We start from the raw sequence: 21,559 nt of genomic DNA, 5'->3' as shown, positions 1-21,559 counted from the left end.
ACTTTCTCCAAGGTGGGGGCAACACTTGGTTAACAGTCATTTAAGCGCCCTCCCCTGTAAATTTAGGAATGCTGGTGGTAGCGTAAGCCCAGCTTAAGGTCGAAACCCCGTGCGTCTGCTCAGTCAGGTCAACCTCAACTCGCTGAAAATCGTGGAGAGCGCCGCGAGGCACAAGAATTTCACACGCGCCGGCGAGGAGCAGTTCATCACCGCGTCCGCCGTCAGCCAGCGCGTGAAAAGCCTGGAGGACCAGCTGCGCTTCAAGATCTTCGAGCGCGGCGGCAATGCCGTATCGCTAACACCGGAGGGCGAGACCTATGTGGCGCGCGTACGCGAGGCGCTGGAGCGCATCGTGGCGGCCAGCATGGAGGCCACCGGCCAGTCGCAGGCGCATGTGCTTCGCATCTGCGTGCTGCCGACCTTCGCGGCGCGCTGGCTGTTTCCGCGGCTTTCGGCCTTCCAGCATCAATATCCCGACATCGAGATGCGGGTATCGACCTCTTACGCCACGCATGAGTTCTCGACCTCCGAATACGATCTCGAAATCCGTTACGGCGACGGCAATTTCCCCGGCCTCACTTCGGACCTGCTGTTCAAGGAAGACCTGACGCCGGTGTGCAGCCGCAAGCTCTTCCATGAGGTGCTGGGCGACAAGCCGCTGTCGAAGGTGGTGCCGGAGGACTTGCGCTACTTCACGCTGCTGCACTCCGATACCTGCACGCAGAACTGGCAGTCGTGGTTGGGCTTCGCCGGCGCGAGTTTCGTGCTGGGCCAGACGAGAAGCGTCTATTTCGATTCCTGCATGATGTCCTACGAGGCGGCCAATGCCGGGATGGGCTTCGCCGTCGCCAACCGCGCCTATATGGCAAGCGACATCCGCGCCGAGAGGCTGGTGGCTCCCTTCGCGGTCCACCATCCCAACACCGCGGGCTGGTATTTCGTCAGCCCGATCAAGGCGCTCGGCGCCCGCAAGGTGGAACTATTCAAGCAGTGGATCATGGCCGAAGCGGCGCTGACACAGCGCCAGCTGGACATCGAGATCGCCGGCGGACAGCACGGACGCTCGGCGCTGGCGTGAGGGCCAGGATTGCTACCAGCGTTCGCGCATGTCTTGCTCGACGCCTCTGGCCTCCAATATCCGGCCGCCGGGGTCGATCGCCACTTGTGCATCAACACAACATCCAGCCCGCGAAGGCGAATCCCGGCAGAATTTCAGGATTTTCCCGCGGTCTCTTCGAAGCTGCATAGCGGGCTACCGCGATCACGCCATGACGCAAAGCGGAGACTCAGCTATGTTGGATCGTGCGGCGGGCCTGATTTTCCCGCTTGGCCGGCGCTACCCAGCTTCCTCCCAAGCAGCGCCGGCCTTCTTCGTTTCGGCCGGCGATAACTTGACGTTTAAGGCCGATGATAACTCGACCCGCCCCTGCCCTATTGCTTTGGCGCCGTGCCCTGCTGATCTCCGCCGGTGGTCGATTTCGGCACCGGGTTCTTGTCGACCTGCGGATTCTGGTTAACTTCATCGCCCGGCGCCTTGGTGGGCTGCACGCTGTTGTCGCAGGCGGCGAGCACGAGCCCTGCCGCGAGAGCCAGCAGTACAGGAAGTTTCTTCATGACGACCTCCTCTCGTTCGCCCCTTTATGAAGGGCAAACGAGGCGATAGCGGTTTGGTTGCGTGGCGCGGGGAACCAACCGGCCCGCGTCCGGTTGAAATCCCGAGCCAATCGAATACGCAACGAGGAACTGATCATGGTCCGCCTTCTGCTTGCCGGCCTTTTTGCCTATACCGCCTATCGCGTCGCCGTGAGGATCATCGACGAAGTGCCGGGAAACGTCGCGCCGCTGGATATGCCGGGCGATGAAAGACGCAGGCTGCGGCGGCAGTCGGCGGCGATGGGGTTGGAACCGAAGCGGTAGCGATTTTTCCCGCGTTGGCGGAGGAAAGGCGGCCGGGCGAGGCCGAAGCGGATTGGGGAATACGCTCTTTCGGCTGGGAATATCCCTTCCAGTGAACGCATTTCCTGAATGCCGGCGCAGCCCCTCTCCGGCCGCTTAGCGGCCACCTCTTCCCGCTTGCGGAGCGAGGAAATTATTGCGAACAAAGCGGAAACGATGCTTGATGGGCGATGAACATCGCCGCCCGTGATTCGTCCTTCGAGAGACCCGCCTATCTTGCCCGGCTGAATGACGAGCAGCGGCTGGCGGTGGTGCATGGCGACGGCAAGGTGGCGACGCCGCTGCTGGTGATCGCGGGCGCGGGCTCCGGCAAGACAAACACGCTGGCGCATCGCGTCGCGCATCTCATCGTCAAGGGCGCCGATCCGCGTCGTATCCTGCTGATGACCTTCTCGCGCCGCGCCGCCGCCGAGATGGCCAAGCGGGTGGAGCGCATCGCCGGCGAGGTGCTGGGGCGCGACGCGGCGATCATCGCCGACGCGCTGGCCTGGGCCGGCACGTTTCACGGCATCGGCGCAAGGCTGTTGCGCGACTATGCCGAGCAGATCGGCCTTGATCCCGCCTTCACCATCCATGATCGCGAGGATTCGGCCGACCTGATGAACCTTGCTCGGCACGAGCTGGGTTTCTCCAAGACCGAAAGCCGCTTTCCGACCAAAGGCACCTGCCTGCAGATCTATTCACGGGCCGTGAACGCGCAGTCCCCTCTCGACGAAGTGTTGGGCTCCGCCTACCCCTGGTGCACGGCATGGGCGGACCAGTTGAAGGAACTCTTCGCGGCCTACGTCGAGGCCAAGCAGGCGCAGAACGTGCTCGATTACGACGACCTCCTGCTCTACTGGGCGCAGATGGCGGCCGAGCCGGAGATCGCCGCGCATCTCGGCTCCCGCTTCGACCATGTGCTGGTCGACGAGTACCAGGACACCAACCGGCTGCAGGCCTCGATCCTGCTCGCGCTGAAGCCGGACGGCGCGGGGCTGACCGTGGTGGGCGACGACGCGCAGTCGATCTATTCCTTCCGCGCGGCGGAAGTGCGCAACATCCTCGATTTCCCCAAGCAGTTCGTGCAAGGCGCCGAGATCGTCATGCTGGAGCGCAACTACCGCTCGACCGAGACGATCCTGGCCGCCGCCAACAGGGTGATCGGCGAGGCCAGCGAGCGCTTCACCAAGAATCTCTGGACCGAGCGCCGGTCCTCGCACAAGCCGCAGCTGGTCAGCGTGCGCGACGAGGCCGAGCAGGCCAATTATGTCTGCCAGGCGATCCTGGCCGAACGCGAGGCCGGCACGGCGCTGAAGGCGCAGGCGGTGCTGTTTCGCACCTCGAGTCACAGCGGGCCGCTGGAGGTGGAACTGACGCGCCGCAACATCCCTTTCGTCAAGTTCGGCGGCTTGAAATTCCTCGACGCCGCGCATGTGAAGGATATGCTGGCGATGCTGCGTTTCGCCGAGAACCCGCGCGACCGCGTCGCCGGTTTCCGCGTGTTGCAGCTGATGCCCGGCATCGGCCCGTCCGCCGCCTCGCAGATCGTAGACGCCATGGCGACCTCGCTCGACGAGACGCTGGGCCTTGCCCGGTTCCGGCCGCCGCAGCGCGCCGCGCACGACTGGCCGGTGTTCCTCGAAATCTATAGCGGGCTGCGCGCCGGTGCCAAATGGCCGGCGGATCTGGAACGGATCAGGCTTTGGTACGAGCCGCATATGGAGCGCATCCATGAGGACGCGATCACGCGACGCGCCGATCTCATCCAGCTCGAACAGATCGCATCGACCTATCCGTCGCGCGAGCGCTTCCTGACCGAGCTCACCCTCGATCCGCCCGACGCCACAAGCGACCAGGCCGGGCCGCCGCATCGCGACGAGGATTACCTCATCCTGTCGACCATCCACTCGGCCAAGGGCCAGGAATGGAAGAACGTCTTCGTGCTCAACACGGTCGACGGCTGCATCCCGGCCGATCTCGGCGTCGGCACCAAGGAGGACATCGAGGAGGAGCGGCGCCTGCTCTATGTCGCGATGACCAGGGCCAAGGACAGCCTGCATCTGGTGGTGCCGCAGCGTTTTTATCCGCACAATCAGGCGGCACGCGGCGACCGCCACGTCTATGCTTCGCGGACCCGCTTCATCCCGGCCTCGATGCTTTCGGCCTTCGAGCAATCATCCTGGGCAAGTGCCGCGCTCAAGGACGACCCGCGCCAGCGGCCGGGCGTCAAGGTCGATCTCGGCGCCCGCATGCGCGGCATGTGGAAATAGGCCGCCTGTCCCTCTCCTGCCGATTCAAGACGGATCAAGTCCGAGAAGAAAAAATCGGCATGCCCGGAACCTCCCGCCGCAAGTCGCGTTGTGTGGCGTCCTTCCCCCAGATCGGAGGCCCGCCGCCTCCACAGCCAACAGACGAGGTCCCGAATGCACGACAGGACGTTCTTCACCCCGGTCGCCCTCAGCGTCGGCGCCGGCCACAAGCGCATGATTGCCTCGCTGTTCGACATGCACGACTTCCTGACCGAGTTCCCGCCGTCGCGCCGGCGCCTCAGCTACGGCGCCGCGGTGAAGGCCTGCGAAGACGCGCGGAGCGGAGAAATCTCGACCGAGGCCGCGCGCGATGCGTTGATCACCTTCGCGGTGACAGCCGGCGTGCTCTGGCCTTCGGAGCAGCCGATCGCCTCGGTCAAGCGGGTGGCGCGCGGCCATGGCGGCTTCGCCGCCTGACGACAGGTCATTCCGGCTTGGCGGCCGCCGGCGAAGCTTCGGCGATCGGCGCGGCTGGCTCGGCCGTGGTCACGAAGGGATAGACGAGCTGCTGGTGATAGAGTTGCGGCACCGGCTCGTCGACACCGTATTTCTCCGGCATATGTTGCGGCATGAATAGGGTGCCGCCGATCAGGTCGATGACGGGCAACTGGGCGGCGAAGTTCTTGTCATAGGCCTGACGTTCATTGGCATGATGCCAGTGATGAAACTGCGGCGAGGCTATCAGCCATCTCAGCGGCCCGAACTTTATGCGGGTGTTGGAATGGATGAACACCGACTGCCAATGATAGATCAGCACGTAGATGAGAACCGCCTCGCCTGAAAAACCCAGGGCGAAGAGCGGCAGGAACGAAGCCGACTTGGTCAGGATCTGGTCCACCGGATGCACGCGGTGGGCGGCCAGCCAGTCCATCTCCTCGATCGAATGATGAATGGCGTGAAAGCGCCACAGGAACGGCACCGCGTGAAAGGCGCGATGGGCAAGATAGAAGCCTATGTCGGCAACGAGCAGGGCCTCGATCACCTGCAGCCATAAAGGCTGTGACTGGACGGCGGCGGGAAGCGCGCCGGGAACGGCATGCCGGACCACCAGCATCGCGGCGCCGATCACCAAGAGCATGCCGAACTTGATGACGATGCCGTTGAAGAGCAGATAGAAGACGTCGTTCAGCCAATGCCGGCGCGTCACCGATTGCCCGGCATGCAGCGGCAGGAGCTGCTCGAGCGGGATGAAGATGAGGGCGATGACCAGCACCGCCTTGTAGTCGATGAGATCGAACACGGTCGCTCGCGGATCGGCTGAAGCCAGCGTCCCACACTAGCCGCCAAAGGATGAACGGACCGTTGCTGCCGCCCAGCGCGGCGCTGCGAGATCCCGTGAAACTTTTCGACCGCTGCGTGAAACACCGCACGGACCGTTCGCATTCACCATGTCAGTTGCGGACGCGCTTCAAGTCTTTGTTTTGATGCATGTCGTTGTCCCGGAACCGCTGCACACTTCCGGGCGACATGCATTAGGAGGGCGGATGTTTCTCGATCGCGATCGTTTCAAGCCGGCGGCAGAAATGCGGCTCAGCCGGGACAGGTCGTCGATCCGGGTGACGATCACCGACCCCGAGGCGTGCGAGCTCGGCGAAGCCGTCTATGCCTGGATCACCGTCGGGGGCAAGCCGGTCAGGATCGGCACTTGCGGCGCCTCGGCGGGCAAACGCCTGCTTTCCTATCCTGGCTATATCAACTGGAGCCTCACGGGCCGAGGCGGCACGACGCCCAAATGGGAAGCGCTGAAATGGCTGAACCTGCTCGCCGAACACGGCATGCTGACGGCAGTGGTGCATCAGCCGGAACCGACCCCGGCCGCGGCGGGCCTGGTCAGGCCCTATCTCGATATCGAGCGCCAGTTGATCCGCCAGCATAGGCCGTTGCTCAACCGCAACCGCCGTTGAGAGCGGTTCAGCCCAAGCTCGTGGCGCGAAGAGCCGTTCAGTGCACCGTGCCGGCGACTTCGCCCGACGGCACACCGCGCGGGCTCTCGAAGCTCACCTGGTCACGACCGTTGGACTTGGCCTTGTAGAGATGCCTGTCGGCGACCTGGAACATGTCCTGATAGGTGGTTGGACCGCTGAAGGCGATGCCGCCGATGCTGACCGAAAGCGGCCATGGCTGACCGCCGGGCGCGAACTCAGCCTCGCGGATACGCAGCCGGATCGATTCCGCGACCAGGAAGGAGCGCGTCGCGTCGGCGCCCGGCAGGAAGACCGCGAATTCCTCGCCGCCGATGCGGCCGACAATGTCGGCGCCGCGCAGCTGCCCCTGGATCGTGCTCGCGATCAGCTTCAGCGCCTGGTCGCCGCAGTCATGGCCGAGACGGTCGTTGATCGATTTGAAATGGTCGGCGTCGACGATCAGCAGCGCACCGGAATCGGCGACGTTATGGCTGCGTGCCTGCTCGAGATAGGCTTCCACCAGCATCGAGAAGGCGCCGCGATTGAAGACGGCCGTCAGGCTGTCGGTCGCGGCGACGACGCTGAGCTCCTTCTGGGCGATCGCGAGCTGGCGCATCTTCCACATCAGGAAGAACAGGAAGGAGCCGCCAAGGAGAAGCGGCAGGAACAGGTCCGTGAGTTTCGCCCACAGCAGCGCCTGCGGCGGCAGCGACGGGAAATTGAAGGAATCGACGAAGAAGGCCGCCGCAATGAAGAAGGCGGTGCCGGCGGCGGTGACCACCACAACCCTGCCCCAACTCGTAGGGGACAAATCGATGCGCATGGCATTGCTCCCACTGCAATTGGCCCATTGTGCAGCGGGAGCGCAAACGAAGTGCTAATTCATTAGGTTCAATGCAAGTCCGGCAGGGTTCCATTTTTCAGGGAACAATTCGTTGTCAAAGGGATATACAAGTCTTCCTTTGAGTTCGATCAACAATCGGCGGTCGGAAAGCCGTGGCGATGGCCGCGCTCAAGCGTAGGCGCGGCCTTCCTCCGAGCGCTGGAACAGCATCAGGTCGAGCGGCACCGAGGGCCGGCCGAGCACGGTGAGGCACATATGCGCCTGGCCGCGATGATGGGTCTGATGGTTGAAAAGATGGCTGAGCGCCGGCGCCAGCCGTTGCGAGACGGTGCGCATGTCGGTCGTCATATAGGAAAAACGTCCGGTGAACGCCTTGTCGGTCATGCCGCCCACCCAATCGACGATCCTCCTGTCCTCGGCCTCGCGTGCCACGCGCAAGCCCGGAAAGGCGCGATAGAGGATCGCCGCAAGATTCGAGGGCGCGTCACCTTCGCCCGTAAAGCGCTTCATCCAGACGCGGTCGGTGACGAGCAGATGGTTGAGCGTGCCAAGCATCGAGCCGAAGAAGGCGCCGACGTCGCGGCCGAGTTCCTCTTCGTCGAGATCAGCGGCGGCATCATAGATGCGCGTATTGGCCCATTGATTGTAAGCCGCAAACATCATGAAATGCTGTTTCATTCTTCCATCCGGCTCACAACGAATCCAGGCTCTTCGTAACCCGCAGGAACCGTAATGACCATTCTGTTCTATGACCTCGTCGGCCACGACACCGAACGCCCGTTCAGCCCGCACTGCTGGAAGACGAAGATGGCGCTGGCCCACAAAGGGCTCGCAGCGACCAAGATGCCGACACGCTTCCTCGAAGTGCCCAAGGTGGAAGGCGGCGTGTCGAAGACGGTGCCGGTGATCCGCGACGGCGAGCGGGTGGTGGCCGATTCCTTCGCCATCGCTCTTTATCTCGACGAAGCTTATCCGGATCGGCCGACGCTGTTTGCCGGTGAAGGCGGCAAGGCGACGGCACGCTTCATCGAGCGCTGGTCGCAGCTCACCATCCATCCTTACATTGCAACAGTGGCCCTTACCGACCTGCATGGGATGCAGGATGAGACGAACGGCCAATACTTCCGCGAGGATCGCGAACGGCGCTACGGCAAGCGGCTGGAAGAGGTGGTGGCCGGACGCGATGCAGGGCTCGCCGGCTTCCGCGCCTCGCTGGAGCCGCTGCGCTCGATGCTCACCTACCAGCCCTTTATTGGCGGAGCCTCGCCGCTGTTTGCCGACTACATCGTCTTCGGCGCGCTGCAATGGGCGCGCATCGCCTCGCCCTTCCAGTTGCTTGACGATAGCGACAGCATCGCCAGTTGGTTCGAGCGCTGCCTTGACCTGCACGGCGGGATCGGCCGGCAAGTCGCGGCCGCGGCGTGAACGCCGCGAGCGTCGGACTGTCATGTTGCGCTATGAGATGCAGGCCGAGATTTGGGTCTACCCCGGCAAGGGCGGTTGGCATTTTTTGACGCTGCCGACGGACGTCGCGGCGCGGATCAAGGCGGCGATGGCGGGACTGGCGCGCCCGTGGGGCTCGCTCGGCGTCACGGCCGTGATCGGCAAGACAAGATGGAGCACGTCGCTTTTCCCCGACAAGGCATCGGACAGCCTGCTTTTGCCCGTCAAGGCCTTGGTGCGGCAGCGCGAAGGGCTGAAGGCCGGCGACGTGCCGGCGGTGATCATTGAGCTCGAGCTTTAGCGTCTAGTCCGGCGCTTCCCTGTTCGGCGCGCCCTTGTCCGGCGCGTTCTTGTCGACCAGCCTGACGCAGATCGGGTCGCCCTGCTCCATCCGTGCACACTGCCATTCCGGGCCGAAGCCGAAATTCCGGTCGCGCAGCGGAAAGAACAGCAGCAGAAGGACTAGCACGGCAAGAACTAAGGCCATGAAGAGAATGCCGGCGACGTCGCCGCGTCTGAGGCAGGGCCAGTTCATCGCTTTCAACTCCCTGGCTCGATGCTCCAGGTCTCCTAGCGAAAAACGCCATCTAACTATCCCGCAAAGAGCCGGCCTTGACCAGAAGCCGCCTCCTCTTGGCAAGCCGCTAAGCGGCTTGTATAGAGCCCGCCACTCCAATTTCCATTCCCAGAACAAGGACGACCCTATGGCGATCGAACGCACCTTCTCCATGATCAAGCCGGATGCGACCAAGCGCAATCTGACCGGCGCCATCACCAAGATGCTGGAGGACGCGGGTCTACGCGTCGTGGCATCGCGCCGCGTATGGATGAGCCGCCGCGAGGCCGAAGGCTTCTACGCCGTCCACAAGGACCGCCCCTTCTTCGGCGAACTGGTCGAGTTCATGTCTTCCGGCCCGACCATTGTGCAGGTGCTGGAGGGTGAGAACGCCATCGCCAAGAACCGCGAGGTGATGGGCGCCACCAATCCGGCCAACGCCGCCGAAGGCACCATCCGCAAGGTGCATGCGCTGTCGATCGGCGAGAATTCGGTGCACGGCTCGGATGCGCCGGAGACCGCCGCGCAGGAGATCCGCTACTGGTTCTCCGACACCGAGATCGTCGGCTAAGCGGCAAGCTGCAGGTCAAGCAATGAAGGCGGCCTAAGGGTCGCCTTTTTTGTCGCACCGGGTGGGCAAGGAGGACGCGTGCCCTAGATTGGCGTCTTCAGCGACAAGTGATAGGGGCATCAAGTGATAGCGGCGTCGCAGGCTGCGAGCGCCCGTCGCACTTCCGCCCGGAGATAGGGAGGGAAGCATGATCGACCCTCATGTTTCCACAAGCGGTGTTGCATATCCGGACGATCTCGTTCTGCTTAAGCGTATCTATGACCAGGTCTGCGAGGAGCGGGGCATCGCCCGCGGCAGCCCTGAGGCCTCCGAATTGGCCATCGAAGCCATGAGGCTCTTTTCCGCCGGCATTTTCGACGAAGACACGATCGGCCGTCGCCTACGCCACCGCTGATCGCGCGGTTCGCTGGGTCAATCCCCGTCGCCGTAGCGGATGACCTCAACCTTCTCCCTGGTGATCAGGCAGCTCTTTGTCTTGGTCAGCGCCTTGATCCCGGGGATCAGCGCATCGATCTTCTCCGGGGCGTCGACGATCTCGACGACGATCGGCAGATCCTGCGACAGGCGCAGGATCTTGGCTGTGTGCAGCACGCTGGAACGGCCGAAGCCGAGCGGACCCCTCAGCGCCGTGGCGCCGGCCATGCCGGCCTCGCGCGCCTTGATGACGATCGCCTCGTGCAGCGGCTTGCCGTCGGCGGCCCTGTCGTCCTCGCCGAAGAAGATCCTGAGCAGCGCGCATTGCGCGGGAAGTTCCATGTTCTCCTCCCGTGTTACCCGTCGACCGGCAGACGGTTGAGCCTGGACGCCATGAGATAGCCCAGCCATGCGGCGGCCAGCGACAGCCCGACCACACTGATGAGATAGGTCGCGGCCAGCGGCCAGTCGCCCTCGAACAGCAGGAGGAAGATGTCGAGGCTCATCGCCGAAAACGTGGTGAGGCCGCCGCAAAAGCCGGCCATGATAAAATTGCGGCTGGCGGGACCAACCATCAGGCGGCCGTCCGGCCCGGTCAGCGTGGCGAAGGCCATGATGACCCAGGAGCCGACGACATTGACGAACGCGGTCGACCAAAGCGCGTTCAGGCCGAGCAGCGAGACGATGACATAGCCCGACAGGAAGCGGGTCAGAGAGCCGATCGCCGCGCCGCAACCGACCGCCAGATAAAGCCGGGTAGCCATCTGCCTGTCGGTCATCGCTCAGCCCGGCACCCCGGTGGTTGAACCAACCACCCAGGTGGTTGAACCAACCGCCCAGACGACCGCCCAAAAGCCGAGGGCGACGAACAGCACGCACAGCGCCGCTGAAGCGACGACGTTGAAGGCGGCGAGCCGCCCCTCGCCGTCGAGCGCAAGGTTCAGCGTCTGCAGGCAGAAGGACGATACCGTGGTGTAGCCGCCGAACAGGCCAACGACGATCAGATCGCGTACGAGATCGCTGGCGAAGACGCCGCCGACCGAGCGCGCCGCGCCGGCAAAGGCGCCGATGGCCAGCGCGCCTGAGACGTTGACCGCCAGCGTGCCCCAGGGAAAGGTCTCTCCGACGCCACGGCCGACCACGCCGGACAGGAAAAAGCGGGAAATGCCGCCGAGGAAACCGCCGATCAAGACCAGGGCGCAAGCCGCAAGGGTCATCGTTTCAATGCCTTTCCAACGCGATTCCGCACCGGAATCACTTCACGAAATCAGGCATGATACGAGCGGGAAAACAAATCCTGCCGCGCAACAGCACGCCTGGCAGGAGTCATCAGCCACAAGGGCGGTTTCGGGGGAACCCCATCCCCATTTTTGAGGGAACCTAGGGGGTTGTAGCGACGCGGTCAATTGCCCTGCTCTCGGATGAGAAACAGGACAGTCGACACAGCCCCCAGAGCGGAATCAACGCGGAAGCGGAGACCCCGCTCTAGCGGCCTTTTTCTGCAATTCCGGGACGGAAGCGCGCCCCACTTTTCCTGGAATTGCTCCCACCGCCCCTCCGGCGGGCAAGGAATCATTTGGCTTGGCGGTCTTTCACATTCGCGTGGGCGTTCGCCGCCTCGGTGTCGGTGGAGGGCGTCTTCGTCTCCTCGCCGGTGAACGGGCTGCCCTGCCCAGGTGCAAGGTCGCCGCTATGACCGGCTTTGTTGGTCTGGAAGGGCCGGCTGTCGGGGCTGAGGCCATGCTGCGTGGCATTGAACAGATGATCGTCCGCCCTGGCAAAGCCGGCGAAGGCTATCAGCGATATGCTTGTGACTGCGAGTATGAGCATGTGCTTCTTCATATCTGGTCTCCATTGAGTGCCAGATCGATCCCGCGCATTCGGTCTGGCGGTGTGAAGGGGCGTTTGTCCCTTTGCCTGCCCGCCATCTGCATAAGTCAACGCTCGGCGCCGCCGGTTTATTCCGGCGAAGACGGTTCCAAGGCTGAAAAGTCGGGCACCCAGCGGGGCGCCCGATGTCAGCGCGCCATGTTCAGCAGCAGCATCTGCGGCTTGGCATCCAGCGGGTCGAGCTGGTGGCTTGTATCGGTGATGAACATCAGGCGTTCGCCGACCGTGATGCGCGCCCGCAGCGCGTAGGTCCGGCCCTTCTGGATCGCCTTCGGATCGAAGCCGATGTCGAACTTGATCGGCACCTGGCCGGTGGGCGCTATCCTACGCTTGGCGATGACGGTTGCCGGCGCATCGGCCACTGAGACGTCGGCGAGTTCGATCATGAGCACGGCATCGGGCGGCAAGGCGATGCGCTCGCGGTAGGTCACTTCGCCCGCGATCGTCTTTTCGCCGGCCTTGGTCATTTCCGGCACGGCGAGCACGCCGACGACCAGCGGCACCAGTCCGAAGATGAAGAACTCCGCGATGCGGTCCAGCATGACCCTGCTCCGCCAAGCAAATCAAACCGGCAGGCTTGGGAAGGATTGCGGTCGTTCGATGGCCGCAGGGGAGTTTTTTCTGATGCATGTCGTTGCCCCAGAACCGCTGCACACTTCTGGGCGACATGCATTATTCGCCCTGTTTCTTCCAGCGGTCTGCGGCGCGATCGTCGGCTTCCTTGGCCTCGACCCAGCCGCCCTCGGAGCCGTCGGCGCGGTGTTCTTTCTTCCAGAAGGGGGCGCGCGATTTCAGATAATCCATCAGGAAATTCGCCGCCTCGAACGCCGCCTGCCGGTGCGACGAGGCCGCGACCACCAGCACGATGTTCTCGCCCGGCGCTATCTTTCCATGGCGATGGATGACGGTGAGCCCCTGCAGCGGCCAGCGATCCGTCGCCTCGGCGGCGATGCGGCCGATCTCGGCCTCGGCCATGCCGGGATAGTGCTCCAGCTCGAGCGCCGACAGCGCGCCCTGCTCGTCGCGACAAAGGCCGGAGAAGGTGACCACGGCGCCGATATCGGCATGCCCCTTGGTCAGGCCGGCGATCTCGGCGGCGACGTCGAAATCCTCGCGCTGGATGCGGATGGCGGGCACGACGGCGCCGGCCATCTCAGCCCCCGGTCATCGGCGGAAACAGCGCGATCTCGCGCGCGCCGGCGATCTTCTCGCGGTGGCCGACATGTTCCTGGTTGATGGCGACGCGGATGACCTCGGGGTACTGCAGCGCGTTCTCATATTCCTCGCCGCGCGACTTCAGCCAGCGCAGCAGATCGGCGACCGTCTCGATGCCGGAAGGCAATTCGACGTCCTCTTCCGGCTTGCCGATCCGCTCGCGTACCCAGGCGAAATAAATGAGCTTCGTGGACATTGCTCTCACTCGTCCATGATGTGCTTGAGGCCGGCGCGGAAATAATCGTAGCCCGTGTAGAGCGTGACGAGGGCCGCGATCCACAAAAGCACCAGGCCGATCTGGGTGGTCAGCGGAAAGATCTTGTCGCCGGCCGGGCCGACCAGCAGGAAGGCGATGGCGACCATCTGGATGGTGGTCTTCCACTTGGCGAGCTGCGTCACCGGCACCGACACTTTCAAGGCAGCCAGATATTCGCGCAGGCCCGAGACCAGGATCTCACGGCACAGGATGATGATCGCTGCCCACAGCGACCAGCCGGCGATGCCGCCATGGCGGTCGGTATCGGCGGCGAGCAGAAGCAGACAGGTGGCGACCAGCAATTTGTCGGCGATCGGATCGAGCATCTTGCCAATGTTGGAGGTCTGCTGCCAGGCGCGCGCGAAATAGCCATCGAAGTAATCGGTGATGGAGGCGAGGAGGAAAATGACCAGCGCCGACCAGCGGGCGAAGTCGGACGACTTCAGATGTCCTTCAAGAAAAAAGCACAGCACGACCAATGGCACCGCGACGATGCGGGCATAGGTTAGGATGTTCGGCAGATTGAACGCGCGCTGTACCATGTCGTCTCGGGAAATCTCCTCCACCAGACGTACTCAAATCAGAAGCCAATGTAGGGGGTCAACAGGCGAGATTCGATTGACCAGGCAAAAATAGCATTCGTGTCTGCCGAAGACCCTGCGGCCCATCGTCCGATCCGTCAACCTTCCGTGCTCGCGGTCAGTCCTCAGCTCTCGTGGAAGTGATTGTAGACCAGTTTCGCCACATGCTCGGAAATGCCGTCGACCTTGACCAGGTCCTCGACCGCGGCGCGGCTGACCGCCTTTGCGGTGCCGAAGGCGAGCAGCAGGGCGCGCTTGCGGCCAGGGCCGATGCCGGCGATCTCGTCGAGCGGGCTTTTCACCATCTCCTTCTTGCGCCGCGCGCGATGCGAGCCGATGGCGAAACGGTGCACCTCGTCGCGCAGTCGCTGGACGAAATAGAGCACCGGATCGCGCACCGGCAGCATGAAGGAGTCCCTGCCCTTGACGAAGAAGCGCTCGCGGCCGGCGTCGCGGTCCTGGCCTTTGGCGATGCCGATAGCGACGACGCGGTCCTCGATGCCGAGATCGGCCAGTATCTTGCGCACCGCCGTCATCTGGCCCTGGCCGCCGTCGATCAGAATGACGTCGGGCCAGGCCGGGAAGCCGCCATTGCCGGTGACCATATCTTCTTCGCCGGTTTCGTCTTCCGCGGTGGCGCCAGGCTGCTCGTCGCCATGCTCTTTGAGCAGCCGCGAAAAGCGCCGCTGCATCACCTCGCGCATCATGCCGAAATCGTCGCCCGGCGTGATCTCGGTCGAGCGGATGTTGAATTTGCGGTACTGGTTCTTCACGAAACCTTCCGGGCCGGCGACGACCATGGCGCCGACCGCGTTGGTGCCCATGATGTGCGAGTTGTCGTAGACCTCGATGCGCACTGGCGGCTTTTCCAGGCCGAAGGTCTCCGCAAAACCCTTTAGCAGACGAGCCTGGGTCGAGGTCTCGGCCAGCCTGCGGCCGAGCGCCTCGCGCGCATTCTGCAGCGCGTGATCGGTCAGGTCCTTCTTCTCGCCGCGCTGCGGCACCGAAATCGTGATCTTGCGGCCGGCATGGGTGGAGAGCGCCTCGGCGAGCAGCTCCTGCTCCTGCGCGGCCTGTGACAGAAGCAGCGTGCGCGCCGGCAGCTTGTCGTCATAGAATTGCGCCAGGAACGAGCCCAGCACCTCGGCCGGCTCCAGCGCCGGATCGGCCTTGGGGAAATAGGCGCGGTTGCCCCAATTCTGGCCGGTGCGGAAGAAGAACACCTGGATGCAGGTCTGGCCGCCTTCCTGATGGATGGCGAAGACGTCCGCCTCTTCAATCGTCTGCGGATTGATACCCTGATGCGCCTGCACATGCGAAAGTGCGGCAAGCCGGTCGCGATAAATGGCGGCGCGCTCGAAATCGAGTTCTTCCGCCGCCTGCTGCATGGCGGCCGAGATCTCCGTCTTTACCTTCTGGCTGCGGCCGGAGAGGAAATCCTTGGCCTCGGCGACCAGCTCGGCATAGCCCTGATGCGATATCTCGCCGGTGCAGGGACCGGCGCAGCGCTTGATCTGGTAGAGCAGGCAGGGCCGCGTGCGGTTCTCGTAGAAGGAGTCCGTGCAGCTTCTGAGCAGAAAGGCGCGCTGCAGCGAATTGATGGTGCGCCCGACCGCGCCGGCCGAGGCGAAGGGACCGAAATAGTCGCCCTTGCGCGAGCGCGCGCCGCGATGCTTGTAGATGCCGGGCGAGACATGGTCGCCGGTGAGCAAGATGTAGGGGAACGATTTGTCGTCCCGCATCAGCACATTGAAGCGGGGTCTCAGCCGCTTGATGAGGTTGGCCTCGAGCAGCAGCGCCTCGATCTCGGTGCGGGTGACGACGAATTCCATCGTCGCCGTCTCGCGCACCATGCGGCCGATGCGGGCGGTGTGGAAACGCCCCTGCGCATAGTTAGTGACGCGCTTCTTCAGGCTGCGCGCCTTGCCGACATAGAGCACATCGCCGGCGGCGTTCATCATGCGATAGACGCCGGGCTGGTTGGGCAGCCGCTTGACGAAGGTCTGGATCACCTCGGCGCCGACCATGCCGTCGGCGTCGCCGGCATGCGGCGTCCAGTCTATCGCGGTGAAGGCGACATCGGGTCCGGCGGGAATTGACTCCGGCTCGACGATCTCCTCCGCCGCCTCGTCCTCGATATCGAGTTCGACATCGGGCGGCAGATCGTCAGCGGCGCCGTTTCGCTTATGTTTTTGGGCGGGACTCATTCCACCATGCCTGTCACATCAGGCGTCTGCCACGCAAGATGCTGACCGCCGTCGAGCGCGATCATCTGGCCTGTCACCGAGCGCGCCTGCCAGAGATAGCGGATCGTGGCGCCGAATTCGGGCAATTGCGGGCCGCGCCTCAGGATCAGGCCCTCGACCTGTTTGCCGAAATCTTCGTCATCCTGGCGCTTGTTCTTCAGTGTCGGGCCGGGGCCTATGGCATTGACCCGAATGCGCGGCCCAAGCGCCTGCGCCAGCATCTGCGTTTGCGTCCAGAGCGCCGATTTCGACAGCGCATAAGACAAATAGCGCGGCGTCGGCCGCCAGACGCGCTGATCGATCATGTTAACGATCAGCCCCTCCTTGCCTTCGGGCAAAGCACGGGCAAAATTCTGCGCCAGCAACGCCGGTGCCTTCACATGGATGGCGAAATGACGGTCCCAGGCCTTCCAGTCAAAATCCTCCACCCGGTCGTCGACGAACAAGGATGCGTTATTGACCAGCAGCGTGACAGGGCCGAGCGTGGCCTCGGACCTGCCGACAAGATCGCCGACGGCATCCATGTCGGTGAGGTCGGCGGCGACCACGGCGGCACGGCCGCCCTTACCCGCGATCTTGCCCGCCAGCGCCTCGGCCTCGGCGCTTGACCGGTTGGCATGGATGGCGACGGCGAAGCCATTGGCGGCAAGGTCCTCGACGATCGCCTTGCCGATCCGTCTTGCTCCACCCGTCACCAGCGCGACGGCCGTGGCTTGTTTCATGGTGTCAATCCTCAATCAGCTTCACGATTCCGGGAAGCCGGCACAATATGACGGGCCAAGCGTTAAATGCCATTTCCACCTGCGGCAGGAATGTGGCGAAGGACCCGGATGTGCTTGCGCCCCGCCGGATTTTGGGGCATCGTTCAGGGCAATATATGTCGCTGGATCCGTTGAACCAAGCGGTGTGCGGCGCAACATGGTTAGCGTGCTGACATTCGCTGTTGCGAAGATGCAACGTCACCTTTCGGCCTCATTTGCGCCGGGGAATGACCCAAGTTCAGGTTCGCTTCAGCCGCATTTCAACACGACATTTGGAACCGTTGAGCGCCAAGCCCGTTTATCCCCCCGGACGGGCCCGGGGCGTTTCATGGACAAACAAGCCTAAGTGTCTTGTGGCTTAAGGAGTATATAATGAAGACCAATCTCAAATTCGCGCCGCTCGCCGCTGCTCTCGGGCTGTTCGCCTTTGGTGGCACCGCCTTTGCGGCCGACGTCGTTTCCGAAGAGCCGCCGGCTCCCGCTCCGGTTGCCGAGCTTCCGGTTGCTTCCTGGGCCGGCCCCTATGCCGGTATCAGCCTAGGCTACGGCTTCGGCGGCCATGCCGATGCTCGTGACGCGGGCGTCAATGTGAAGACCAAGGGCTTCATCGGCGGCGTCTTCGGCGGTTATAACTGGCAGCAGGATAACTTCGTCTATGGCGCCGAAGCCGATCTCGGCTACAACGGCGTCAAGGGCGACAGCGCTGGCATCAACGCCAAGGGCGGTCTCGACGGCTCGCTGCGCGCGCGCCTCGGCTATGCGGTGACCCCGGAAATCCTGCTCTATGGTACCGGCGGTCTCGCCGCCAAGAACCAGAAGATCACGGATAGCGTCACCGGCACCGACGAGAGCAAGGGAATGCTCGGTTGGACGGCCGGCGTCGGCTCCGACATCAAGATCACCGACAACGTGTTCGGCCGGGTCGAGTACCGCTACACCGACTACGGCGACAAGGACTTCGGCGCCCTCGGCAATGTCAAGTCGAAGGACAATCGCGTCACGTTCGGCGTCGGTATGAAGTTCTAAGTCTTAGAAGCCACGACACGGAAAAGCCGGGCCTTGCGCCCGGCTTTTTTTGTGCCGCGAAACGAGCAAGTGTTGCCAGTCCTTCAGCCAGCCCTCATTTCGACCTCTTCGGCGGTTTGGCCTTTGCCTTCGGCGGCAGCGTCTCGACGAAAGCCAAGGCGCGATGCAGCCAACCGGCAAGATCGGCATCGGTCATCGTACCTTCCGGCGCGACACGGATATAGCCTTCCATCGAGCGCCCGCCCATCTCCATCGTGCTCGCATGAGGACGTGCTGCGGCGGCCGCATGCGCGTCCTTGCCGACACGCACCAGAAGCCCGCGCTTCGAGGTGCCGATCAGCATGTTGCCATTGATCATGAAGCAGATGCCGCCGAACATCTTCTGCTCGGTGAAGATGCGCCCGCCGAGGGCGGCGCGCAGGCGCGCGACCATCGGGTCGGGTGCGACGCTGGTTGAGGGCTTTGCCATGTCACCGCTCCCACTTGGGTGATGTCAGGCAAGCATGGAAGCGGGTGGGGTTCAAGATGGTGCGCGATCTTCCCCTTCCCCCCTTGCGGGAGAAGGTGGCCGAGCGAAGCTCGGTCGGATGAGGGGTGCTCCAACTTGACGCACACCTTGGTCAGTCGGAGCGCGCCTCAGCCCGGCACGCTGCCCTTCAGTTCCGGAAACTTCTCATCGAACCTTGCGGCCCAGCGGACCAGGCGGCCGCGGCCCTTCTCCCATTGGCCGGAAAAGCGCAGCGCGAGATAGCCAAGCGTTGCACGCAGCGCCATGTGGCCGGCGGTGATCTTCTTCGGCAGCTTCGGCGGGTTGGCGTTGATGAGGTCGAGCGCAGTGGTGATCTTCGTCCATTGCCGGTCGAGCCAGGGCTGATAGACCACTGCTTCCGGCCGCGTGCGCCGCTCATAAACCATCGACAGCGCGCAGTCGCAGATGCCGTCGGCAAGCGCCTCCAGAACTTCCGCCTCGAGCCGCTTGTCCGGATTGCGCGGGAACAGCGCATTCTTCGACAGACGGTTGAGATGCTGGGTGATGGCGCGGCTGTCATGGATCGAGCGGCCGTCCTCCAGCACCAGCACCGGGATCTTGCCGAGCGGATTGGCCGAGATCAGTTCGGCGGGCTTGTCCTCCGTCTTGACCGGCACGAGGTCGACGGCAATGCCGGCATAGGCGGCCGCCATGCGGACCTTCGAGCTATAAGGAGATGTGGAAGCATAGAGCAGTTTCGGCATGATCGGGTTCCCAGTTGTTTGCGGCACTGTTGACCGAGCAGGGTCCGAAGGGCAACGGCCAGCGGGCCGAACCGGATTAGCCAATGCTTTTTGCCGGCGCAGACGCCAATAAAAAGCTCCCGGAAGTTTTGCTGGCAGCAAAAATTTCCGAGAGCTTTAGGAGGAGCGTTCGCTCCGACTTCGCTCGCTCTGACACCGAACTGGCGAGAGGGGCGCCTGAGTGGCACCCGCCCTCACCTGCTTGCGCCAGCCAAGCGAAGCTACGTGATTACTTCTTGGCGGCCGGCTTCTTTGCCGGAGCTGCCTTCTTCACGGCTGCCGGCGCCTTGGCGGCGGCGGCCTTCATCGGAGCCTTGGCGGCGGGCTTGGCCGCGGCCTTCGCTGCCGGTTTCTTGGCGGCGGCGGGCTTGGCTGCTGCCTTGGCAGCCGGCTTGGCCGCTGCCTTGGCGGCGGGCTTTGCCGCGGCCTTGGCCGCAGGCTTGGCTGCTGTCTTGGCCGGAGCCTTGGCGGCTGCCTTCGGTGCTGCTGCCTTCTTCACTGCTGCAGGTTTCGCGGCAGCTTTAGCTGCCGGCTTCTTTGCCGGCGCTTTCGCTGCCGGCGCCTTGGTTGTCGTCTTTGCCATGCGATGCCCCTTGCGTTTTGCCGATGGTCGTGAGTGACCCGGCGTGTCTATGCATATCTGACTCGCGACTGTCTAGCCAGCGAAGCAACACAATGATTTTCAGTTATTGAATTTTGGTTACACAAAGATGCATCGTATGGAAAAATTGCGAGCGAATCTGTCACTTTCCAAGTGACGGCCCGGCCCGCAGACTTTCGCCCCGCTTCTATCGCCCGATCATCCATCTGCCCGCGGCATAAGCTTATATCACAATGTGAGCAGAGTGCTCACAATAGAGAACACGCCGCCGAACGCGGGCTTCATCTTGTCCAGCGAAAACATCTACAGATGAACCGGCCAGGGGAGACGATCAAAGCTTGCGCATTTGAAAGTGAGCTTAAAGCTCATATTCGAGCGCTGCCGTGAACCTCCGCCGGCTCGCGTTCAGCCCGCAAGCGACGCGCCGGCTCGGAGCGATGCAGATGGACGGCGTAGGTATCCCAGGGCGGCGAGACCGCGATCCCGGCCAGCATGCGGCCGATCTCGCCGCGATGGTAGCTGCCGTGCAGGACGACATGGGTCAGCATCTCCTGCCTCGTCATGCAGCCCTTGTCGCCATCGGTGAAGGTGAAGGCGACGGGTTCGGCAAGCCCTTGCTCCGAAACAGTTTCCAGATAGTCGAGATACCACCGATCGACCTCGGCCAAGGCGACGCGCAGCTCGCGCGGTTCGGGCGTGGCTGGCGTATTGTCGCTCGCATATTCATGGGCGACGCCCTTCAGATGCGCGGCAAAAATCCGCGACACGACATGGATATGGTTCATCAGACGGAGCGCGGCGTGGCGTTGTCCGGCCGTCCCGAGACGGATCCATCCCGGCAAGCTTCTCCACGAGCTCATCGTTTGCCCAGGCCTGATAGGCGAGCATGCCCTTCAGCAAGGTCTTGGCACTCATCTCGCGGCCCCATTTGCTTTGGTGAAATGAATGTGAGTATCTTGTTTATATTCTCGGGAGACAGGCCAGCATGTCTACTCGCATTGCAAAGCCGGCCACACGCATGCGCAAGCAGCCGCGCCAGGCGCGTTCGATTGCCACCGTCGAGGCGATCATCGAAGCCGGTGCTCACGTTCTGAGCGAGCTCGGCTGGGCGGGCTTCTCCACCAACAAGGTGGCGGAAGCCGCAGGCGTCAGCATCGGCTCGCTCTATCAATATTTTCCCGACAAGCTGGCTCTGGTCGAAGCGATCCGGCGCCGTCACTTCGATCATGTGCTGTCGGTGATTCGCGAAGCGGCGGCGGAGGAGAAGCCGCTCAAGCAATTCGCGCGCGAGCTGGTACGCGGCATGATCGGCGCGCACTCGATCCATCCAACGCTGCACCAGGTGCTGCTCGACGAGGCACCCGGCGACCGCGGCTCACGCGCCGCGCATGCCTCGTTCCAGGCGCGCTATCTCGAACATTACGCGGCGGCCGTCGCGCAGTACCGCAAGCGCCGCAAGGATACCGAGACGATGGCGCGCGTGCTCTCCTCGGCGGTCGAGGGCGTGATCCACAACGCGGCACGGCGCAACATGCTCGACGCTCCGGAGCTGCAGAAGCAGCTTGTCGAGCTGATCCAGGTTTACATATCGGGCGGCAAGGTAGCCTGAGTCGGCAGAAGCGGAGCAGGCTACGAGCGGACCTGTTTCCGCGGCCCGCGACGAGACCTGAAAGCCAGAAGCCATTCAGGATAGGTCGGTGGGACAGCGACCCTGCCCCTGCCGCTAGTTTCC

30 protein-coding genes and 1 riboswitch are annotated in these 21,559 nt (G+C 63.4%); of the genes, 11 read left to right on the top strand and 19 right to left on the bottom strand.

Annotation, left to right across the window (positions count from 1 at the left end; genetic code table 11):
* Window positions 1-109: 109 nt before the first annotated feature.
* Entirely contained in the window at window positions 110-1,078 is a 969-nt protein-coding gene (locus tag ACVMIM_RS16175; protein ID WP_476113181.1) for a LysR substrate-binding domain-containing protein, read from the top strand.
* 353 nt (window positions 1,079-1,431) lie between these two features.
* Here ACVMIM_RS16175 and ACVMIM_RS16170 read toward each other — a convergent pair whose 3' ends face one another.
* Complete coding sequence (locus ACVMIM_RS16170) at window positions 1,432-1,614, bottom strand: hypothetical protein (RefSeq protein ID WP_041001850.1); 183 nt, start codon at window positions 1,612-1,614, stop codon at window positions 1,432-1,434.
* 135 nt (window positions 1,615-1,749) lie between these two features.
* On the opposite strand from ACVMIM_RS16170, the gene ACVMIM_RS16165 reads away from it, so the two are divergent.
* From ACVMIM_RS16165 to ACVMIM_RS16155, 3 genes are all read left to right on the top strand, one after another.
* The gene (locus ACVMIM_RS16165) at window positions 1,750-1,917 is read left to right on the top strand and encodes a hypothetical protein (RefSeq protein WP_476113179.1); all 168 of its coding nucleotides are present in this window, start codon (window positions 1,750-1,752) and stop codon (window positions 1,915-1,917) included.
* A gap of 209 nt (window positions 1,918-2,126) precedes the next feature.
* Window positions 2,127-4,208 carry an ATP-dependent helicase gene (locus tag ACVMIM_RS16160; protein ID WP_476113177.1) on the top strand — a complete coding sequence of 694 codons (2,082 nt, stop codon included), beginning with the start codon at window positions 2,127-2,129 and terminating at the stop codon, window positions 4,206-4,208.
* A 153-nt stretch (window positions 4,209-4,361) separates the two neighbouring features.
* Window positions 4,362-4,664, top strand: coding sequence for a DUF982 domain-containing protein (locus tag ACVMIM_RS16155; protein ID WP_476113175.1), 303 nt, complete (start codon window positions 4,362-4,364; stop codon window positions 4,662-4,664).
* Window positions 4,665-4,671: 7 nt separating this feature from the next.
* Here the strand turns inward: ACVMIM_RS16155 and ACVMIM_RS16150 are convergent, their stop codons facing one another.
* Complete coding sequence (locus tag ACVMIM_RS16150) at window positions 4,672-5,487, bottom strand: sterol desaturase family protein (protein WP_476113173.1); 816 nt, start codon at window positions 5,485-5,487, stop codon at window positions 4,672-4,674.
* Window positions 5,488-5,731: 244 nt separating this feature from the next.
* On the opposite strand from ACVMIM_RS16150, the gene ACVMIM_RS16145 reads away from it, so the two are divergent.
* Window positions 5,732-6,151, top strand: a complete 420-nt coding sequence (locus ACVMIM_RS16145; protein WP_476113172.1) for a hypothetical protein — start codon at window positions 5,732-5,734, stop codon at window positions 6,149-6,151.
* A 37-nt stretch (window positions 6,152-6,188) separates the two neighbouring features.
* On the opposite strand, the gene ACVMIM_RS16140 is transcribed toward ACVMIM_RS16145, so the two are convergent.
* Window positions 6,189-6,974, bottom strand: a complete 786-nt coding sequence (locus tag ACVMIM_RS16140; protein WP_476113171.1) for a GGDEF domain-containing protein — start codon at window positions 6,972-6,974, stop codon at window positions 6,189-6,191.
* Between the two features lie 189 nt (window positions 6,975-7,163).
* Entirely contained in the window at window positions 7,164-7,673 is a 510-nt protein-coding gene (locus ACVMIM_RS16135) for a DinB family protein (protein WP_476113169.1), read from the bottom strand.
* A gap of 54 nt (window positions 7,674-7,727) precedes the next feature.
* Here ACVMIM_RS16135 and ACVMIM_RS16130 point away from each other — a divergent pair, with 54 nt between their 5' ends.
* Window positions 7,728-8,420, top strand: a complete 693-nt coding sequence (locus ACVMIM_RS16130) for a glutathione S-transferase family protein (RefSeq protein ID WP_476113167.1) — start codon at window positions 7,728-7,730, stop codon at window positions 8,418-8,420.
* Between the two features lie 22 nt (window positions 8,421-8,442).
* Window positions 8,443-8,739 carry a DUF1905 domain-containing protein gene (locus ACVMIM_RS16125; RefSeq protein ID WP_476113165.1) on the top strand — a complete coding sequence of 99 codons (297 nt, stop codon included), beginning with the start codon at window positions 8,443-8,445 and terminating at the stop codon, window positions 8,737-8,739.
* A gap of 3 nt (window positions 8,740-8,742) precedes the next feature.
* On the opposite strand, the gene ACVMIM_RS16120 is transcribed toward ACVMIM_RS16125, so the two are convergent.
* Window positions 8,743-8,973 carry a hypothetical protein gene (locus tag ACVMIM_RS16120; RefSeq protein WP_476113163.1) on the bottom strand — a complete coding sequence of 77 codons (231 nt, stop codon included), beginning with the start codon at window positions 8,971-8,973 and terminating at the stop codon, window positions 8,743-8,745.
* A gap of 169 nt (window positions 8,974-9,142) precedes the next feature.
* Between ACVMIM_RS16120 and ndk the strand changes: the two genes are divergently transcribed.
* Both ndk and ACVMIM_RS16110 read left to right on the top strand, forming a co-directional pair.
* On the top strand, window positions 9,143-9,565 hold the full coding sequence (gene ndk, locus ACVMIM_RS16115) for a nucleoside-diphosphate kinase (RefSeq protein WP_278050951.1): 423 nt from the start codon (window positions 9,143-9,145) through the stop codon (window positions 9,563-9,565).
* Window positions 9,566-9,752: 187 nt separating this feature from the next.
* A complete protein-coding gene (locus ACVMIM_RS16110; protein ID WP_278050950.1) occupies window positions 9,753-9,959 on the top strand; it encodes a hypothetical protein in 207 nt (68 codons plus the stop codon).
* A 17-nt stretch (window positions 9,960-9,976) separates the two neighbouring features.
* Here the strand turns inward: ACVMIM_RS16110 and ACVMIM_RS16105 are convergent, their stop codons facing one another.
* The 10 genes from ACVMIM_RS16105 to ACVMIM_RS16060 all read right to left on the bottom strand — a co-directional run bounded on the left by ACVMIM_RS16105 (window position 9,977) and on the right by ACVMIM_RS16060 (window position 16,889).
* Window positions 9,977-10,321 (bottom strand): DUF190 domain-containing protein, encoded by a 345-nt coding sequence (locus ACVMIM_RS16105; protein WP_476113161.1) that lies wholly within the window; start codon window positions 10,319-10,321, stop codon window positions 9,977-9,979.
* Window positions 10,322-10,335: 14 nt separating this feature from the next.
* Window positions 10,336-10,758, bottom strand: coding sequence for a fluoride efflux transporter CrcB (crcB, locus tag ACVMIM_RS16100; RefSeq protein ID WP_476113159.1), 423 nt, complete (start codon window positions 10,756-10,758; stop codon window positions 10,336-10,338).
* Window positions 10,759-10,761: 3 nt separating this feature from the next.
* Window positions 10,762-11,196, bottom strand: a complete 435-nt coding sequence (gene crcB, locus ACVMIM_RS16095) for a fluoride efflux transporter CrcB (protein WP_476113157.1) — start codon at window positions 11,194-11,196, stop codon at window positions 10,762-10,764.
* Window positions 11,197-11,292: 96 nt separating this feature from the next.
* Window positions 11,293-11,354, bottom strand: a riboswitch (Fluoride riboswitch).
* A gap of 197 nt (window positions 11,355-11,551) precedes the next feature.
* Entirely contained in the window at window positions 11,552-11,821 is a 270-nt protein-coding gene (locus ACVMIM_RS16090; protein ID WP_476113155.1) for a hypothetical protein, read from the bottom strand.
* Window positions 11,822-11,997: 176 nt separating this feature from the next.
* Window positions 11,998-12,411: a YbaY family lipoprotein gene (locus ACVMIM_RS16085; RefSeq protein WP_476113153.1), complete on the bottom strand. Its 414-nt coding sequence runs from the start codon at window positions 12,409-12,411 to the stop codon at window positions 11,998-12,000.
* A gap of 130 nt (window positions 12,412-12,541) precedes the next feature.
* Window positions 12,542-13,021: a molybdenum cofactor biosynthesis protein MoaE gene (locus tag ACVMIM_RS16080; RefSeq protein ID WP_476113151.1), complete on the bottom strand. Its 480-nt coding sequence runs from the start codon at window positions 13,019-13,021 to the stop codon at window positions 12,542-12,544.
* A 1-nt stretch (window position 13,022) separates the two neighbouring features.
* The gene (gene moaD / locus ACVMIM_RS16075; protein ID WP_476113149.1) at window positions 13,023-13,280 is read right to left on the bottom strand and encodes a molybdopterin converting factor subunit 1; all 258 of its coding nucleotides are present in this window, start codon (window positions 13,278-13,280) and stop codon (window positions 13,023-13,025) included.
* A gap of 5 nt (window positions 13,281-13,285) precedes the next feature.
* Window positions 13,286-13,882: a CDP-diacylglycerol--glycerol-3-phosphate 3-phosphatidyltransferase gene (gene pgsA, locus ACVMIM_RS16070; protein WP_476113147.1), complete on the bottom strand. Its 597-nt coding sequence runs from the start codon at window positions 13,880-13,882 to the stop codon at window positions 13,286-13,288.
* A 164-nt stretch (window positions 13,883-14,046) separates the two neighbouring features.
* The gene (gene uvrC, locus ACVMIM_RS16065; RefSeq protein ID WP_476113145.1) at window positions 14,047-16,128 is read right to left on the bottom strand and encodes an excinuclease ABC subunit UvrC; all 2,082 of its coding nucleotides are present in this window, start codon (window positions 16,126-16,128) and stop codon (window positions 14,047-14,049) included.
* The gene (locus tag ACVMIM_RS16060; RefSeq protein ID WP_476113143.1) at window positions 16,125-16,889 is read right to left on the bottom strand and encodes an SDR family oxidoreductase; all 765 of its coding nucleotides are present in this window, start codon (window positions 16,887-16,889) and stop codon (window positions 16,125-16,127) included. Before ACVMIM_RS16060 ends, uvrC begins: the two co-directional genes overlap by 4 nt.
* Window positions 16,890-17,300: 411 nt before the next feature.
* On the opposite strand from ACVMIM_RS16060, the gene ACVMIM_RS16055 reads away from it, so the two are divergent.
* Entirely contained in the window at window positions 17,301-17,954 is a 654-nt protein-coding gene (locus ACVMIM_RS16055) for an outer membrane protein (protein ID WP_041001885.1), read from the top strand.
* A 94-nt stretch (window positions 17,955-18,048) separates the two neighbouring features.
* On the opposite strand, the gene ACVMIM_RS16050 is transcribed toward ACVMIM_RS16055, so the two are convergent.
* The 4 genes from ACVMIM_RS16050 to ACVMIM_RS16035 all read right to left on the bottom strand — a co-directional run bounded on the left by ACVMIM_RS16050 (window position 18,049) and on the right by ACVMIM_RS16035 (window position 20,669).
* Window positions 18,049-18,423, bottom strand: a complete 375-nt coding sequence (locus tag ACVMIM_RS16050) for a TfoX/Sxy family protein (protein ID WP_476113141.1) — start codon at window positions 18,421-18,423, stop codon at window positions 18,049-18,051.
* A gap of 167 nt (window positions 18,424-18,590) precedes the next feature.
* Complete coding sequence (locus ACVMIM_RS16045) at window positions 18,591-19,187, bottom strand: glutathione S-transferase (RefSeq protein WP_476113140.1); 597 nt, start codon at window positions 19,185-19,187, stop codon at window positions 18,591-18,593.
* Window positions 19,188-19,455: 268 nt separating this feature from the next.
* On the bottom strand, window positions 19,456-19,809 hold the full coding sequence (locus tag ACVMIM_RS16040; RefSeq protein WP_041002797.1) for a hypothetical protein: 354 nt from the start codon (window positions 19,807-19,809) through the stop codon (window positions 19,456-19,458).
* A 383-nt stretch (window positions 19,810-20,192) separates the two neighbouring features.
* The gene (locus ACVMIM_RS16035; RefSeq protein WP_476113138.1) at window positions 20,193-20,669 is read right to left on the bottom strand and encodes a DinB family protein; all 477 of its coding nucleotides are present in this window, start codon (window positions 20,667-20,669) and stop codon (window positions 20,193-20,195) included.
* A gap of 176 nt (window positions 20,670-20,845) precedes the next feature.
* On the opposite strand from ACVMIM_RS16035, the gene ACVMIM_RS16030 reads away from it, so the two are divergent.
* Complete coding sequence (locus ACVMIM_RS16030; RefSeq protein ID WP_278051022.1) at window positions 20,846-21,436, top strand: TetR/AcrR family transcriptional regulator; 591 nt, start codon at window positions 20,846-20,848, stop codon at window positions 21,434-21,436.
* Window positions 21,437-21,559 lie beyond the last annotated feature (123 nt).

This window comes from Mesorhizobium sp. USDA 4413 (assembly GCF_056280365.1).
The sequence above is the reverse complement of the archived record's forward strand: the minus strand, read 5'-3'. Positions and strand labels throughout refer to the sequence as shown.

Excerpts from the sequence above, each read along its gene's own strand:
- pgsA (WP_476113147.1), bottom strand. The coding sequence starts at position 13,882 with ATGGTACAGCGCGCGTTCAATCTGCCGAACATCCTAACCTATGCCCGC.
- ACVMIM_RS16045 (WP_476113140.1), bottom strand. The coding sequence starts at position 19,187 with ATGCCGAAACTGCTCTATGCTTCCACATCTCCTTATAGCTCGAAGGTC.
- ACVMIM_RS16110 (WP_278050950.1), top strand. The coding sequence starts at position 9,753 with ATGATCGACCCTCATGTTTCCACAAGCGGTGTTGCATATCCGGACGAT.
- ACVMIM_RS16055 (WP_041001885.1), top strand. The coding sequence starts at position 17,301 with ATGAAGACCAATCTCAAATTCGCGCCGCTCGCCGCTGCTCTCGGGCTG.
- ACVMIM_RS16140 (WP_476113171.1), bottom strand. The coding sequence starts at position 6,974 with ATGCGCATCGATTTGTCCCCTACGAGTTGGGGCAGGGTTGTGGTGGTC.
- crcB (WP_476113159.1), bottom strand. The coding sequence starts at position 10,758 with ATGACCGACAGGCAGATGGCTACCCGGCTTTATCTGGCGGTCGGTTGC.
- ACVMIM_RS16090 (WP_476113155.1), bottom strand. The coding sequence starts at position 11,821 with ATGAAGAAGCACATGCTCATACTCGCAGTCACAAGCATATCGCTGATA.
- ndk (WP_278050951.1), top strand. The coding sequence starts at position 9,143 with ATGGCGATCGAACGCACCTTCTCCATGATCAAGCCGGATGCGACCAAG.
- ACVMIM_RS16085 (WP_476113153.1), bottom strand. The coding sequence starts at position 12,411 with ATGCTGGACCGCATCGCGGAGTTCTTCATCTTCGGACTGGTGCCGCTG.
- ACVMIM_RS16145 (WP_476113172.1), top strand. The coding sequence starts at position 5,732 with ATGTTTCTCGATCGCGATCGTTTCAAGCCGGCGGCAGAAATGCGGCTC.
- ACVMIM_RS16105 (WP_476113161.1), bottom strand. The coding sequence starts at position 10,321 with ATGGAACTTCCCGCGCAATGCGCGCTGCTCAGGATCTTCTTCGGCGAG.
- ACVMIM_RS16170 (WP_041001850.1), bottom strand. The coding sequence starts at position 1,614 with ATGAAGAAACTTCCTGTACTGCTGGCTCTCGCGGCAGGGCTCGTGCTC.
- ACVMIM_RS16125 (WP_476113165.1), top strand. The coding sequence starts at position 8,443 with ATGTTGCGCTATGAGATGCAGGCCGAGATTTGGGTCTACCCCGGCAAG.
- ACVMIM_RS16155 (WP_476113175.1), top strand. The coding sequence starts at position 4,362 with ATGCACGACAGGACGTTCTTCACCCCGGTCGCCCTCAGCGTCGGCGCC.
- ACVMIM_RS16060 (WP_476113143.1), bottom strand. The coding sequence starts at position 16,889 with ATGAAACAAGCCACGGCCGTCGCGCTGGTGACGGGTGGAGCAAGACGG.
- ACVMIM_RS16130 (WP_476113167.1), top strand. The coding sequence starts at position 7,728 with ATGACCATTCTGTTCTATGACCTCGTCGGCCACGACACCGAACGCCCG.
- ACVMIM_RS16030 (WP_278051022.1), top strand. The coding sequence starts at position 20,846 with ATGCGCAAGCAGCCGCGCCAGGCGCGTTCGATTGCCACCGTCGAGGCG.
- ACVMIM_RS16080 (WP_476113151.1), bottom strand. The coding sequence starts at position 13,021 with ATGGCCGGCGCCGTCGTGCCCGCCATCCGCATCCAGCGCGAGGATTTC.
- uvrC (WP_476113145.1), bottom strand. The coding sequence starts at position 16,128 with ATGAGTCCCGCCCAAAAACATAAGCGAAACGGCGCCGCTGACGATCTG.
- ACVMIM_RS16040 (WP_041002797.1), bottom strand. The coding sequence starts at position 19,809 with ATGGCAAAGACGACAACCAAGGCGCCGGCAGCGAAAGCGCCGGCAAAG.
- ACVMIM_RS16160 (WP_476113177.1), top strand. The coding sequence starts at position 2,127 with ATGAACATCGCCGCCCGTGATTCGTCCTTCGAGAGACCCGCCTATCTT.
- ACVMIM_RS16050 (WP_476113141.1), bottom strand. The coding sequence starts at position 18,423 with ATGGCAAAGCCCTCAACCAGCGTCGCACCCGACCCGATGGTCGCGCGC.
- ACVMIM_RS16120 (WP_476113163.1), bottom strand. The coding sequence starts at position 8,973 with ATGAACTGGCCCTGCCTCAGACGCGGCGACGTCGCCGGCATTCTCTTC.
- moaD (WP_476113149.1), bottom strand. The coding sequence starts at position 13,280 with ATGTCCACGAAGCTCATTTATTTCGCCTGGGTACGCGAGCGGATCGGC.
- ACVMIM_RS16165 (WP_476113179.1), top strand. The coding sequence starts at position 1,750 with ATGGTCCGCCTTCTGCTTGCCGGCCTTTTTGCCTATACCGCCTATCGC.
- crcB (WP_476113157.1), bottom strand. The coding sequence starts at position 11,196 with ATGACCCTTGCGGCTTGCGCCCTGGTCTTGATCGGCGGTTTCCTCGGC.
- ACVMIM_RS16135 (WP_476113169.1), bottom strand. The coding sequence starts at position 7,673 with ATGAAACAGCATTTCATGATGTTTGCGGCTTACAATCAATGGGCCAAT.